Origin of the sequence: Chryseobacterium scophthalmum (assembly GCF_900143185.1) — a bacterium.
GTDB classification, from domain to species: domain Bacteria; phylum Bacteroidota; class Bacteroidia; order Flavobacteriales; family Weeksellaceae; genus Chryseobacterium; species Chryseobacterium scophthalmum.
In genome coordinates, this window is the sequence record NZ_FSRQ01000002.1 from 209304 (window position 1) to 224602 (window position 15299).

Sequence of the window (15299 nt, forward strand, 5' to 3'; positions counted from 1 at the left end):
TAATTTGTCAAATGAAAAAAATAATCATACTCTTTTTTCTGATTGTATTCAATTTTGGGTTTTCTCAGGAACTTCTGGCTACAGTTAATGTAAATTCTCAGCAATTGGGCGGAAGTAACACACAGGCTTACAAAGCTTTGGAGAAAAGCCTCAGAGATTTCATCAACAACACAAGCTGGACAGGGAAAAGACTTCAGAATTTTGAAAAAATAAAATCAAATTTTTCAATTGTTCTCAGCGAGAGAGATGGAAACAGATTTAAAGGAATTTTAGTTGTTCAGGCGGTTCGTCCTGTATTTAGCAGCTCATACGAATCTCCACTTTTAAATCTTCAGGACACCAGATTTGCTTTCGAATATGCTGAAAACGAAAATCTTATCTTCAACGAAAGACAGTTTTCGGGAAAAAACTTAATCGATGTGATCAGCTTTTATGTTTACCTTATTTTAGGCTACGATGCAGACAGTTTTCAGTCGATGGGTGGAACTCAGTGGTTTTCAAAAGCGCAACAGATTGCCCAAAACTCACAAAATAGAAATTATGAAGGCTGGAATCAGATCAATGAGCCTAAGAGCCGTTCTATCTTAATTGGTGAGATTCTTAATCCGAATATGAGTCAATTGCGTTCTACAATTTACACTTATCACAGAGCTGGTTTAGACGGATTGTTTAATCAGGACCAAACACAGGCAAAGAAGATTATTTTTGATGCTTTAATGCAGCTTAAAACCTACGAAAACTCTTTCCAGCAAAATTATTTCTTCAATCTTTTTATGGATAATAAAGCAGATGAGATATTCAATATTTTCAATTCCGGAAATAACGGAGCTGTAAACATCGGTACGTTGAAGCAACAGATGATTATTTTCTCTCCAAAGAACACAGAATCCAGATGGAATAAGTGGAAGTAACAGGCATAATTCTTGAATTCTGACTTGTAAATTTTATATTTGCACTAATAAACGTAATCTGATTCTGATCTATGCTTTCAAGAATTTACATTAAAAATTTCGCCCTTATTGATGCTCTCGAAGTATCTTTAAAAAATGGTTTACAGGTAATTACCGGTGAAACTGGTGCGGGTAAATCGATTATTCTCGGTGCTCTTCGATTGGTTTTAGGAGAAAGAGCAGATATAAAATCAATTTCAAAAACTGAAGAAAAAAGTATCGTTGAGACAGAATTTGAACTGAACAATCAGTTTAAAAAATTCTTTATTGAAAATGATCTCGATTATGAGCATCAGACAATTATCAGACGAGAAATTTTGCCTTCAGGAAAATCAAGAGCGTTCATCAATGATGTTCCGGTAACTTTGGATATCTTGAAAGAACTGACTTCTCAGTTGATTGATATTCATTCTCAGTTTGAAACCTCAAATCTTTTTACGTCAGAATATCAGTTTAAAATCATCGACGGACTTTCGGATAATAAAAACCTGATTGAAAATTACCAACAGGATTTTTATGAATTCCAGACTTTAAAAACTCAGCTTAAAAAATTTCAGACTCAGCTATCAGAAAATACCAAAGAAAGTGATTATAAGCAATTTCTTTTGAGCGAGCTGGAAGATATGAAAATGGATGATGTAAATTATCCAGACCTGCAAAATCAGCTTTCTATGCAGGAAAATGCAGGAATGATTTCAGAAAATTTAGGACAGCTTTTATCCAGATTTCATCAGGAAGAAATAGGAATTCTTTCTTTTTTTAATGAAGCTAAATCTAAACTTTCTAAAATTGCAGAAGTTTCGACCAACTTTGCAGAGCTTAACGAAAGATTTGAAACGTCTTTTGTAGAAATCAAGGATATCCTTTCGGAATTGGAAGACGAAGCCGACAGAATTGAAATTAATCCCGAAACTTTAGCCCAACTTTTAGAATTCAACAATAAAATAAATACCCTTTTTTTAAAACATAATGTTTCTGATATTGAAGATTTAAAAGAAATCAGAGATCAGCTTTCAGGCGAACAGAAAGGAACTGCAGAAATTGAAGCGTACATCGCACAAATTCTTGAAAACATTTCTAAAAAAGAAAAATCTCTGGAATCTTTAAGCCAGAAACTTTCGAAAAACAGAAAAAAAAGCATTCCTGTTTTCATTAAAAAAGCAGAAGATTTACTTAAAAAACTCGGACTTGAAAAAGCAAAAGTTGATATTGAAATCAGTGATGCTTCAGAATACAACCAGTTCGGAAAAGAAAATATTCAATTGTTATTTCAGGCAAATTCAGGGTTTCCTTTAAAGCCTATTCAGACAGCCATTTCAGGTGGTGAAAGATCCCGTGTAATGCTTGCCGTGAAAAAAATCATTGCTGAAAGCGACGAGCTTCCAACTTTGATTTTAGACGAAATCGACACCGGAGTTTCAGGAAAAGTAGCCGAAGAAATCGGAAATCTGATGCGCGAAATGTCTGAAGATATGCAGCTGATCGTTATTTCTCATTTAGCACAGGTTGCTGCAAAAGGAAATGACAATTACAAAGTTGTAAAACAGGATATTAACGGAAAAACTCAGTCAACGATTATTCCGCTCAACGATGAAGAGAAACTGAACGAAATTGCGCAGCTTATTTCCGGAAGTAAAATCACCGAAGCCGCATTAACGCAAGCAAAAGAATTAATTGGATAAGAAATTGTTGATGGTTTGATAGTTGTCAGTTGATGGTTTAAATTTAAAATATTAAGACTTTTGTTTTCTCGAAAGTCTTTTTTTGCTTTAAATAAAATTAAAACAATCTCAGTTGCTGTTCTTTAGTTCCTGTAAAACCTTCGGTAGAAAGTTTCGGAAATTCTTTCCCGTCGAAAAACTTTTTCCTTCCGATTTTGAAAGTATTATGAATCATTTCCGCAATATTTCCACTGCCTCTTTGTCTTTCAAAATATCTTTTATCTCCTAAATTTCCGCCACGCATAGAACGGATTAAATTTAAAACCTTCTGCGCTCTGTCCGGAAACTGAGTTTCAATCCATTTTACAAAAACAGGTTCTACCGTATCATTCAGTCTTACCAAAGTATAACCAAAACTCTGAGCTCCTGCTTCAGAAATTGTTTTTAAAATATTCAAAGGTTCATCACTATTCAGCCCCGGAATAATAGGAGCAACCATAACATTAACCGGAATATTATTTTCAGAAAGTAATTCTATCGCTTTCAGTTTATTATTTGTCGAACTAGTTCGAGGCTCCATTTTCCTGCGCAAATCTTCATTGATTGTCGGAATGCTCAATGATACAGAAACTAAATTTTGCTCAGCCATTGGTTTCAGAATATCTATATCACGAAGAACCAATGCATTTTTTGTCAAAACATTTACGGGATGCCTGTAATCAAGACAAACCTGCAGAAGTTTTCTGGTAATTTCAAATTGTCTTTCGGCGGGTTGATAACAATCGGTATTTCCCGACATTAAAATGGGTGCCGGTTTATAACCTCTTTTTTTGAAAAATTTTTCTAATAATTCCGGAGCGTTTTTCTTGACCATTATTTTTCTTTCAAAATCAATTCCGGCGCTGTAACCCCAATATTCGTGTGTTGGTCTAGCAAAACAATAAGAACATCCATGTTCACAACCCTGATAAGGATTCATGGAATATTCCATCGGTAAATCTTCGCTTTTCACCTGATTGACAATTGTTTTAGGAAAAACCTCTGTAAAAGACGTTTTAACTAATTCGAAATCTTCATCTTCAGGCTCAAAAGTAAATCTGTCGAAACGGTTGATTACATTTCGCTGAGCTCCTTGTCCTTTTATGATATTTTCGTTCTGCATTTCTGATGTAAAATTATAAACCTTTCATTCTAAAATAATAAATTTTAACATTAAAGTTTTCCACAAAAAAAAATCCAACACCAATAAAATTGGATGCTGGATTTTAAAAAAATCTATATCTATTTACTACTTCTTACTTTAATGCGAAAAACTCGATACCATGATCGTCTTCAACATTTTTTTTATCAAAATGTCTGTGATGATCTGAATAGTACTCGTTATATTTTTTATGTTTTTTACTTAAAATTTTCTTTACGCTTAAAAAACTTAATACTGCCAAAAGACCTACTCCTCCTGCCAGTAAAACTCCTACTTCTTTTTTCATGTTTTTTACGATTTTGTATTGTGTTATATCAAATAGTGTACCTTTTTATATTTCTGAAACAACAAATTTTGTTAATATCTAAAGGAATTTGTTAAAGCTGAATTAAAATAAACCTGTGCAATTATGGTTTAATAATTGTAGTAATTAACTAAAATATTATTATGGAAAGATCAGAAAACAATGACCAAATGACAACCCTGAGTCAGGTCATGGAAACCTTGAGAAAAAGGGGAATTCACAAAGAATTCAGAATGAACGAGCAATGCCAAATGAAATATGACAACTCTGAAAAAAATTATCTTCCGGAAGAATTATCAATTCTGAAAACTTACCGCTTTGAAGGCGACAGTAATCCGGATGATAATGTTGCTTTGTATGTATTGCAGGATAATGAGCAAAATCTAGGAATTATCATTGATTCTTATGGTGCAGAAAGTAATTATCCAGGAGAGGAATTTGACACCTTCCTTCGTGCTATTCCGATTCAGGAGAGCGACGAATATTAAATCAAACTCAATCAATATATAAAAATCCCGAAATTATTCAGTTTCGGGATTCTCTTTTTTCTTAAATATTTTTTTGAACAAGCCTTTCTTTTCTTTTGGCTTTTCAGATTTCTTTTCCTCTTTTGGTATATTGGTTTTAGGTGAAGCTAGTTCTTTAGAAATATCTTCCTTTGCCTGTTTCACAGAGTTTTTCACGTCTTTCACGCTACTCTTCACATCTTTCACTGTATTTACAGCTCCTTCAACGGTCTTTTTAGTTTTGTCAATGTTTATTCCGATTAACGTTTTCTTTAAACCATCTTCAATACCTTTCCAGAACATATTGAAAAATGATTTTGTAGGATCTCTTTCTACACCTTCTACCACAACCGATTCCGGAAACTTGCCCGAATCTGTTTTAATGAAAATATTGGCAACCGCACTCAAAACTCCTTTTTTCTCTTTGCTGTTTTTATCTAAAATCGAAATTTTAAGATCTTTATGTTTAATATTAAATGTTCCTCCAATTCCTTTCGGATTTCCTTTAAAATTAAAAAGCATCTGCTGAATTGTTCCCGTTGCCGAAACACTTAGATAAGGCACGACAAATGAGTTTAAAGCCGTCGCAGGAATATTGTCTAAATTACCCGCAATTGTAAAACGATCTCCCTGATCAGCCGTATTGAAACCCCAATTCACGGAGAGTGGTGAAGATTTCATAAACATACAGTCGATCTTGATTTGTACATTAGTGGGTTTTCCTTTCATTTTAGCAGAGTTCAGGTTTTTTACATTCATATTAAAATTACTGAATGTCAGTTTTCCTGGTCCGCTGCTTTTTGGGGTATCTTCTTCGTATTCTAAAATCGAATTTTTTAGATTTAAATTATTGATATACATCGGAACTTTAATCGATCTCAACATTCTAGAGTACAAAGGTTTTATTTTCGGATCATCTGCCGGAATTTTACTTCTGAAAATATTGGCATTGGCAGAATTTACCGTAACATTGGTCGCATTAATAAATTTATTTTCAGAGAATAAATCCCAATTTCCTTGTGCCGAAATACTATTTACTTTAATATCATACAAATCACTTTCCACAGGAATCATTCTGATAAACTGGGCTCTGGAAACCAATGGCGTCATGGTAAATTGATTGACATCAATTTTATTTTTACTTAAAGCTAAAGCAGCAACGTTCATTTTATAGAACTTTGTTTTGTACACAAAATTTCTGGTTGAGAGTGAATAATCTTTCACTTTTACCGCCATTCCGTTTTTGGCTGTATTTTCTACCAACTCAAGCTGATTAACAGTTGCATTGAGATCGTTAAAAGTTAAAGGCTGATTTTTGCTTTCGTAAGTAATATTTGAATTTTTAACTGAAATTTTTCTTACCACAATCGGAAACTGAATTCCTGTGACTGCTTCTTTTTTCTTCGGAACAGCATTTCCTGCAGTAATTTTACCGTTAATTCCATCAATCAGAACATCTTTAACGTCGAGATTTAATTTCCTATCAACAAATTTGAAATCATTGATGGCAAACTGAACCAGATTTGTTTTAAAATCCATTCCCATTTTGGATGAACTGGTATGTTTTGCGACAATGTTTCGGATTTGCCCGCCTTTCGGATTTAGAATAAAACTTTCAACAGAAATATTTTGCTGATCATTGTAATGAATTCCTTTTCCTGCAATTTTAAAATCTTTGTAAAGTACAGGGATCACTTCTTTCGAACTTTCTTTGGTAAGCTCTAATTTATTGATATTAACATTTAAATCTTCCACAAAAAACAAATCAGATTCATCAGCTTTTACAACCTGAACTTTAGCATGATTCAATTGAATATCATCTAAATTAAGCTCAAAATTCCGTTTCTTTTCAACTTTTTTAACAGCAGAAACTCCTGTTTTATAAACTTTTATAAAAGGATTTTGAAAGTCTGCATTTGCTAATGAAACTTTATTTTTTTTCAGAACAATATCCTTAAAATTCATTTTAGGAATACTGAACTGAAACATTTGCGTTTTTTTAGGATAAGTTTTTTTAAACTGTTCAAATGAAATAATCGGTGTCAACTGAAGGTTTTCAACAGACATTTGCCCATTTGCAGTAGCAATTTTATCAATTTTTAAAGTATAAATATCATTCGGCTGGAAGAAAAAATCTTTCCCGCGAATACTGTAGCGATCAAAAACAACAGGAAGTTTATTTTCTACAGATTCTTCTGTCATCTGAAGATTTTCAACAAACAAATCAAGCTCATCTACACCTACGAACTTCTGTTTGGTATATTTAAAAACATTGATTGTTCCTTTATTAATTCTGATATTTTCAAAATTGACAGGATTTCTTTTTTTACCCGTTTTTTTGTCGACGGGTTTTGCCAAAATAATATTGAGATTCGGTTTTGAAAGCAGTAAATCTGATGAGCTTATTGTTTTATTAAACAATGCATCATAAATTCCAAAACGACTGATTTTTAAAGTATCAATTGTTCCCTGAAGTCCAATAACATTAGTGTTTTTCGGATCTTTATTGTTGACAGTGATTCCGGTTGCAAAAATATTTCCGGTTCCCAAATCTACATCCAGCGATTTGTACGAAACCTTGTAAGCTGTATTTTTTTTGATATAATCAGGAAGTTGGGTTTTCAGCCAGATATTAAGTCCGAAATTGGCAATCAGAACAAGCCCGAAAACAATTCCCAGACCTATCAAAAGCTTTTTAACCCAAGGTTTCTTCATTATTATACATTTAAATACAGTCGATTAATTTTTCACAGTCAACTCAATCACATATCCTTCATGTCCTCTTACGTTCATAAAGTTTCCACCTTCAAAACTCAGATATTGTCCTTTAATACCGTTTAATACCGCTGTAAACTCAGGCTTTTTATCTAAAGTGAATGAAGCAACTTTTTCAGGTTTTGAAAATGGATAATCAAACTTCCACATTTCTTCACCTTCAGAATAGAATTTCTGAAAATCATCAGGAAAATATTCTCTTATTTTCTGCTGAAAATCTATCAAATCTATCTCGTCCTCAAAATCATCCTGCAGCATCTTTCTCCAGTTGGTTTTATCGGCAAGATGTTCCTTCAGGGCAACTTCTATCATCCCGGCTTCGTATCGGTTTTCTGTTCTCGCAATCGGTAAAGCAAATGTTGCGCCTTGGTCGATCCATCGTGTCGGAATTTGTGTATTTCTTGTCACGCCCACTTTTACATCTCCTGTATAAGCTAAATATACGGTATGTGGCTGCAATTGGATTTGTTTTTCTACTTCCAAATCTCTTTCGCCAATTCCCAAATGCGCTGTAGAAAGTTCCGGACGAATAATTGTGTCACTCGCATAAGGACTTTCAAAAAAGCAACTTTTACAAAATCCCATTCTGTAGATGGTCTTATCTAATCCACAATTTACACATTGGAAACCTGTATGTTTTATCGTTAATTCTTTACCAAACAATTCATTCATATGAATAAGATCACATGAAAGATTAAGATAATATTGGATAGGTTGATCATTGAAAGTTGTCATTTTTAAAATTTGCCCTTGAAACTGCATGTTAAATAATTTAAAAGTAAAAGTACAAAAACAAGAAACATTCACATCATCGTTTTTTAAATGCTTTTCTTTAAATTTTGATCCCCATTTTATTTAGCTTTAAATATTATCAATTTATTAAAGGAAAGAAATTCTTAAATTTATACTTTTGTGTAACTAAAACACTCAGATGACATATCTCGTAACAGGAGGAAGCGGATTTATTGGTTCTCATTTAATAGAAAAATTATTGAAAGAAGGACATTCTGTCATAAACATTGACAATTTTGATGATTTTTATGATTATAAGATAAAAATTAAAAATACTTTAGCTTCTCTTGAAAAAAATCTTGATTTTGAATTTTCTGAAAAAGAAAATGATATTCAAAATTTAATTTCTATTTCAAAATCAGAATCTTACACTTTATATTTCCAGGATATCCGAGACAAAAATGGTTTAGAGAAAATATTTCAAAATCATCCGATTGATTTAATCATCCATTTGGCAGCTCTTGCCGGAGTACGTCCTTCAATTGAAAGACCTTTAGAATATGAAGAGGTCAATGTTCGCGGAACAATGAATCTTTGGGAACTGTGCAATCAATTTAATATTAAAAAGTTTGTTTGCGCTTCATCGTCAAGTGTTTATGGCAATAATGAAAAAACTCCGTTCTCTGAAACTGATAATGTAGACCAACCCATTTCACCGTATGCGGCAACAAAAAAAAGCGGAGAAGTTTTAGGACATGTTTATCACAGTTTATATGGAATAGACATCATTCAGCTTAGGTTTTTTACGGTTTACGGACCAAGACAAAGACCTGATTTGGCGATTCACAAATTCACAAAACTCATTTCAGAAAACAAAGAAATCCCTTTCTACGGAGATGGAAACACAGCAAGAGATTACACTTATATAGACGACATCATTGATGGAATCTTAAAATCAGTCAATTATTTAGAGAAAAATTACGACATCTATGAAATTATCAATTTAGGTGAGAGCGAAGTTGTCACTTTATCTGAAATGTTGTCAGAAATTGAAAAAAATCTTAATAAAACTGCCATCAAAAAAATACTGCCATTACAGCCGGGTGATGTGCAGAAAACCAGCGCAGACATTACAAAAGCTAAAAATCTGATTGGTTATAATCCCACCACAAACTTCCAAAATGGCACAAAAAAATTTGTGGAATGGTTTTTGAGAAAATGACATCAACCTACTGCGATTGCACTCATAAAAGCATTTGCAGTAAAATATAGACAAAAATTAACAAAAGAATTGAAAATCAAGTCATAAAAAAAGTTTATAATATAAGCTATTTTTATACTTTTGCAAAAAATAATAAATTATGTACTGGACATTAGAATTAGCTTCATATTTAAGCGACGCACCTTGGCCGATGACAAAAGCAGAACTTATCGACTATGCAATAAGAACTGGTGCACCAATGGAAGTGGTAGAAAACCTTCAGGCAATCGAAGATGAAGGAGAAATTTATGATGCTATCGATGAAATTTGGAGCGACTATCCAACAGATGAAGATTATCTTTGGAACGAAGACGAATATTAATGAAAAGCATTTAAGCTTTAGGTGGTATACTTAAAGCTTTTTTAAATATATAATACACACCAAAGCGTGTAATTTTAATATGCTTAAAGCAATAAGCTTTGAGCTTAAATCAAATTCTATGAGTTTTTTAAATAAAGTTCTTAAAGGGTTTTTGGGAGACAAAAAAGCGCAGGACCTAAAGGAAGTAAAAAAAGTTGTAACAAAAATCAAAGCTGTTGAGCCAAGTGTCGGAGAATTATCTGATGATGGTTTGAGAGAAAAAACTGCCGAGTTTAAATCTAAAATAAAAGAAGCGACAGCAAGTATCACAGCGCAGATAGAACAAATTAAAGAGCAAATAAAAAACTCTACCAATGTTGACGAGAAAGAAGCGCTTTTTTCTAGAATAGAAGCTTTGAAAAAAGATTCTTACGAGATTGAAGAAAAAGTTCTTTTGCAGGTTCTTCCTGAAGCTTTCGCCTTGATTAAAGAAACATCAAGAAGATGGGCTCAAAACGGGGAAATTCGTGTAACTGCAACAGATTGGGACAAAGAATTGGCTGCTGCCGGAAAAGATTTCATTGAAATCCAGGGAGATCAGGCAGTTTGGAAAAACTCATGGAACGCAGCGGGAACACCTGTGCTTTGGGATATGGTACATTACGATACACAGTTTATCGGTGGTATTATCCTTCACAGCGGAAAAATCGCTGAGATGGCAACCGGTGAAGGTAAAACTTTGGTGGGAACACTTCCTATTTACTTAAATGCTCTTCCTGAAAGAGGAGTTCACGTTGTAACAGTCAATGACTATCTTGCAAAAAGAGACTCGGCTTGGATGGGACCATTGTACCAATTCCACGGGATGTCTATCGACTGTATCGATAATCACCAACCGAACTCAGACGGAAGAAGAAAAGCATACAACTCAGATATTACTTATGGAACCAACAACGAATTTGGTTTTGATTACCTGAGAGACAACATGGTGACTTCTCCTACAGAACTGGTACAAAGAGAACTAAACTTTGCCATTGTGGATGAGGTTGACTCGGTATTGGTAGATGACGCAAGAACTCCATTAATTATTTCTGGTCCGGTTCCTCAAGGAGACAGACAAGAATTTGATCTTTTAAAACCTTCTATCGACAGAATCGTTGAAGTACAGAAAAAAACTGTTTCTGCAATTTTTAATGAAGCTAAAAAATTAATCGCTGCAGGAAATACTAAAGAAGGAGGATTCAAATTACTTCAGGCTTACAGAGGCCTTCCTAAAAATAGACAATTAATTAAATTCTTATCGGAAAGCGGAAACCGTGCATTGCTTCAAAAAACTGAAGCACAATACATGCAGGATAACAACCGTGACATGCCGATTGTAGATAAAGACTTATACTTCGTCATTGAGGAAAAGAACAATCAGGTTGATTTGACAGACAAAGGTGTTGAATACATGTCTCAAGGAAATTCTGATGCTAACTTTTTCGTTCTTCCGGATATCGGAACTGAAATCGCTGAAGTAGAAGCTAAAAATTTATCTAAAGAAGAAGAATTTGAAGCTAAAGAAAAGCTTTTCAGTGATTTTGCTGAAAAATCTGAGCGAGTTCATACCATGAGCCAGTTATTGAAAGCGTATACATTATTCGAAAAAGATGATGAATATGTTGTAATTGACGGTGAAGTAAAAATCGTTGACGAACAGACCGGTCGTATTATGGAAGGTCGTCGTTATTCAGATGGTTTACACCAGGCAATTGAAGCTAAAGAAAGTGTAAAAATCGAAGCAGCAACTCAGACTTTTGCGACAGTTACCCTTCAGAACTATTTCCGTATGTACAACAAACTTGCGGGGATGACAGGTACAGCAGAAACTGAAGCTGGAGAACTTTGGCAGATTTATAAATTAGACGTAGTGGTAATTCCTACCAATCGTCCGATCCAGAGACACGACAAACAAGATTTGGTTTTCAAAACCAACAGAGAAAAATATAACGCAGTAATTGAAGAAATTGAAAACCTAACTTCAGCCGGAAGACCGGTATTGGTAGGTACAACTTCTGTTGAAATTTCACAATTACTTTCAAAAGCACTTCAGCTAAGAAAAATTCAACACCAGGTGTTGAATGCAAAACTTCACAAAAAAGAAGCAGAAATCGTTGCCGGAGCAGGTCAGCCAGGAGTTGTAACAATTGCAACAAACATGGCAGGTCGTGGTACCGACATTAAGCTTTCTAAAGAAGTAAAAGAAGCGGGTGGTTTAGCAATTATTGGAACAGAAAGACACGATTCTAGACGTGTTGACAGACAGTTGAGAGGTAGAGCGGGACGTCAGGGAGATCCGGGAAGTTCGCAATTCTATGTTTCTTTGGAAGACAATTTGATGCGTTTATTCGGTTCTGAGAGAATCGCTAAAATGATGGACAGAATGGGTCATAAAGAAGGTGAAGTAATTCAGCATTCTATGATCAGTAAATCTATCGAAAGAGCTCAGAAAAAAGTAGAAGAAAACAACTTCGGAACAAGAAAGAGACTTTTGGAATACGATGACGTAATGAATAAGCAACGTGACGTAATCTACAAAAGAAGAAAGAATGCTTTGTTTGGAGATCACCTGAAGTATGACATTACAAATATGATCTTTGATGTTTCAAACTCTATTGTAAGCAAAGCTAAAGCAACTGGAAATTACAAAGATTTTGAATTTGAAATAATTAAAAACTTCACGATGGAATCTCCGGTTTCTGAAAATGATTTTAAATCAAAACAAGTTCCGGAACTTACCAATATTCTATTCAAAGCGGCTCAGGATGATTATAACATGAAACTGAACTTATTGAAAGAAAAATCGTTCCCGATTATTGAGAATGTATATCAGAACCAAGGTTCTATGTTTAAAATGATTCAGGTTCCTTTTACAGATGGAGTAAAAACTTTAACCATCGTTACAGATCTTAAAGAGGCTCACGATACAAATTGTGACAGTTTAATTAATGATTTTGAAAAGAATATCACTTTATCAATCATTGATGAAAATTGGAAACTTCACCTTCGTGAAATGGATGATTTGAGAAGATCTTCTCAAGGAGCTGTTTACGAACAGAAAGATCCTTTGGTAATTTACAAGCAAGAATCTTTCCACCTTTTCAGTGAAATGGTAGACAAGATGAACAAAGAAATTATTTCATTCTTATACAGAGGAGAAATTCCCGCATAAGAGATAAATTATAGATTTCACAAAAACCCGCCTCATTTGAAGCGGGTTTTTGCTATTTATAGAACAATACTTATTAAATAAATATGACAAATATCAATTCATTATCTTATTTAGAATAATTAAAAAGAATATATTTGCAAAAAAAAATTAGGTATTACATGAATAAATTATTGATCTCTGCTTCGTTATTGGCATCTGTATTTGCTTTTGCTCAAGAGAAAAAAGATTCTACAAATTCTAAAAATATAGAAGAAGTTATCATCAATAGAATGGTGAAAAAGCTTGATACTGAATCTTCCAATAAAATGCCAATAAAATTTATCGAAAATCCGCAAGTCTATTCTTCTATCGATAAAGGGATTTTGGAAAATGAAAATATTTTCACCGTTGATGATGCCTACAGAAATGTAACTGGTTTGCAGAAAATGTGGAACCCAACAGGAAGAGCAGGAGATGGTGGCTCGTTCTTCGTTTTGAGAGGTTTTCCTTCACAAGCTTCTACCAGAAATGGTGTAGTTGCACCTGTTACATCTACAATCGATGCAATAAATGTAGAAACATTAGAATTTCTGAAAGGTCCTGTAGGAACACTTTACGGAAGTACAGTAGCTTCTTACGGTGGTCTAATAAATAGAGTTACCAAAAAACCTCAGCAAAATTTCTTTGGTGCTGTCTCAGCTTCTGCAGGAACTTATAATACTTACAGAGCAACTGCAGATATTAATGCTCCGATTACAAAAGACTTGCTTTTCCGTGTAAATACAGCTTATACAAATGAAGGAAACTTCACAAAAACTGACGCAAAAAATCAATATACAACATTTGCCCCGAGTTTGACTTGGAATGTTTCCGACAAACTTCAGTTGAATGTAGACTATGAGTTATTCAGAAACCGAGTAACGGCAAATCCTTATTTCTTCTATCTTTCGCCGAAAACTTTGAACGGAATCGATAATATGAAAGATTTGGAAAAAGTGGCAGGTTTAGATTATAAAGAATCTTACACTGGAAAAGATTTGTATATGACGGCAAGAAATTCCAATGTTTTCGGAAACGTGAAATGGAAAATCAACGATAATATTACGTCAAATACCTATATCAATAATTCTGATTCGTATTCAGATGGTTACAATCCTTATTTTTCGATTGGTTATGATAATGCATCTTCTTCTTATAGCGTTGCCAGAGCAGACCAATCTACAAACGGTAGTAAAAAAGCTTGGTTCCAGATTCAGCAAAACTTCAACTTCAATTATGATTTTTCAAACGGAATGAAAAACAGAACGGTTGTGGGTTTTGATTACATGAGAACAACAGAAAGATTACGTTATAAATATTTGAATTCAAATTTTGATACTGTACCTGTTTCGGGGGCAGATTATTCTGGAATGAACGCCGATGCTTTGTCTGCACTTTATGCAAATTCTGCAAATTTTTCAACTTGGGACTATTTAAGAGATTTGAATACTTATTCAGGATATATTTCCAATTTATTTACTCCTATTGCAAACTTGCATATTATGGCAGGACTTCGTTATGAAAACAACGATTATTTAGGCGGAATGAATGGAACAAATGTAGAGAAAGCATTCAATCAATCAGCATTTTCTCCAAAGGCAGGAATTGTTTATGAAATTGTAAAGGAGAAATTCTCGGTTTTCGGAAATTACCAAAACTCGTTCAAGTCTAATGGTTATTATACTTCTGATATAGCCGGAAGTACAGCTTTATCAGACCCTGAAACAGGAAATCAGTTTGAAGGGGGTTTCAAAGCAAGTTTGTTTAATAATAGATTTAATGCAACGGTTTCTTATTATAACATCCAAGTGAAAAACCAATTGCTTTACACGGGAGAATATGCTCCAAATTTTGTTTCTGTACAAAAACAAGCAGCTTCTACACTTAGTAAAGGGTTTGAGTTGGAGGTTAACGCATACCTTGTAAAAGGTTTCTCTTTAGTCGGGGGTCTCGCTTATAACGATACAGTAGATGAATCCACAGATTTAAGACCGACAACAGCGGGTTCTTTTTGGAATGCAAATTTCAACTTGGCTTATCAATTTGTTGACGGAAAAGTAAAAGGTCTAGGTTTCGGATTTGGTGGAAATTATGCTAGTGACAACAATGTAACAGGAGATTTTATTTTACCAAAATATTTTGTTTTGAATGCTAATGCATTTTATGATGCCAAGAAATTCAGAATCGGAGTTAAAGTTGATAATTTCACGAATGAACATTATTGGACTGGATATTCGACAGCAAATCCTCAAAAATTGGCAAATTTCTTAGGAACAATCGCTTATAAATTTTAAAAAAACACTGCCAAACTGCACCCGTAGTTTGGCAGATTTATTTAGATCAAAAACCCTTTTTATAATTAATCTAAATAAAAAC

Annotated in this window: 11 protein-coding genes; 7 read left to right on the forward strand and 4 right to left on the reverse strand. The window is 33.8% G+C overall.

Going from position 1 to position 15299, the window contains the following annotated elements; translation table 11 throughout:
- Window positions 1–11: 11 nt before the first annotated feature.
- A complete protein-coding gene (gene porD, locus BUR17_RS11110; protein WP_074230449.1) occupies window positions 12–911 on the forward strand; it encodes a type IX secretion system protein PorD in 900 nt (299 codons plus the stop codon).
- Window positions 912–982: 71 nt separating this feature from the next.
- Window positions 983–2632, forward strand: a complete 1650-nt coding sequence (locus BUR17_RS11115; RefSeq protein WP_074230450.1) for a DNA repair protein RecN — start codon at window positions 983–985, stop codon at window positions 2630–2632.
- 97 nt (window positions 2633–2729) lie between these two features.
- Here BUR17_RS11115 and BUR17_RS11120 read toward each other — a convergent pair whose 3' ends face one another.
- Window positions 2730–3773 carry a PA0069 family radical SAM protein gene (locus BUR17_RS11120; RefSeq protein ID WP_074230451.1) on the reverse strand — a complete coding sequence of 348 codons (1044 nt, stop codon included), beginning with the start codon at window positions 3771–3773 and terminating at the stop codon, window positions 2730–2732.
- 133 nt (window positions 3774–3906) lie between these two features.
- Window positions 3907–4098, reverse strand: coding sequence for a hypothetical protein (locus tag BUR17_RS11125; RefSeq protein WP_074230452.1), 192 nt, complete (start codon window positions 4096–4098; stop codon window positions 3907–3909).
- A 161-nt stretch (window positions 4099–4259) separates the two neighbouring features.
- On the opposite strand from BUR17_RS11125, the gene BUR17_RS11130 reads away from it, so the two are divergent.
- A complete protein-coding gene (locus tag BUR17_RS11130) occupies window positions 4260–4604 on the forward strand; it encodes a hypothetical protein (protein WP_074230453.1) in 345 nt (114 codons plus the stop codon).
- Between the two features lie 33 nt (window positions 4605–4637).
- Here BUR17_RS11130 and BUR17_RS11135 read toward each other — a convergent pair whose 3' ends face one another.
- Window positions 4638–7337, reverse strand: a complete 2700-nt coding sequence (locus BUR17_RS11135; RefSeq protein WP_074230454.1) for an AsmA family protein — start codon at window positions 7335–7337, stop codon at window positions 4638–4640.
- 24 nt (window positions 7338–7361) lie between these two features.
- Window positions 7362–8159: a DUF2797 domain-containing protein gene (locus tag BUR17_RS11140; RefSeq protein ID WP_074230455.1), complete on the reverse strand. Its 798-nt coding sequence runs from the start codon at window positions 8157–8159 to the stop codon at window positions 7362–7364.
- A gap of 169 nt (window positions 8160–8328) precedes the next feature.
- Here BUR17_RS11140 and BUR17_RS11145 point away from each other — a divergent pair, with 169 nt between their 5' ends.
- The 4 genes from BUR17_RS11145 (at window position 8329) to BUR17_RS11160 (ending at window position 15217) form a co-directional block, all read left to right on the forward strand.
- Window positions 8329–9351, forward strand: a complete 1023-nt coding sequence (locus tag BUR17_RS11145) for a GDP-mannose 4,6-dehydratase (protein WP_074230456.1) — start codon at window positions 8329–8331, stop codon at window positions 9349–9351.
- Between the two features lie 139 nt (window positions 9352–9490).
- Window positions 9491–9712 (forward strand): DUF2795 domain-containing protein, encoded by a 222-nt coding sequence (locus BUR17_RS11150; RefSeq protein WP_027382805.1) that lies wholly within the window; start codon window positions 9491–9493, stop codon window positions 9710–9712.
- 118 nt (window positions 9713–9830) lie between these two features.
- Complete coding sequence (gene secA, locus BUR17_RS11155) at window positions 9831–12905, forward strand: preprotein translocase subunit SecA (protein WP_074231183.1); 3075 nt, start codon at window positions 9831–9833, stop codon at window positions 12903–12905.
- Between the two features lie 158 nt (window positions 12906–13063).
- Complete coding sequence (locus tag BUR17_RS11160; protein ID WP_074230457.1) at window positions 13064–15217, forward strand: TonB-dependent siderophore receptor; 2154 nt, start codon at window positions 13064–13066, stop codon at window positions 15215–15217.
- Window positions 15218–15299 lie beyond the last annotated feature (82 nt).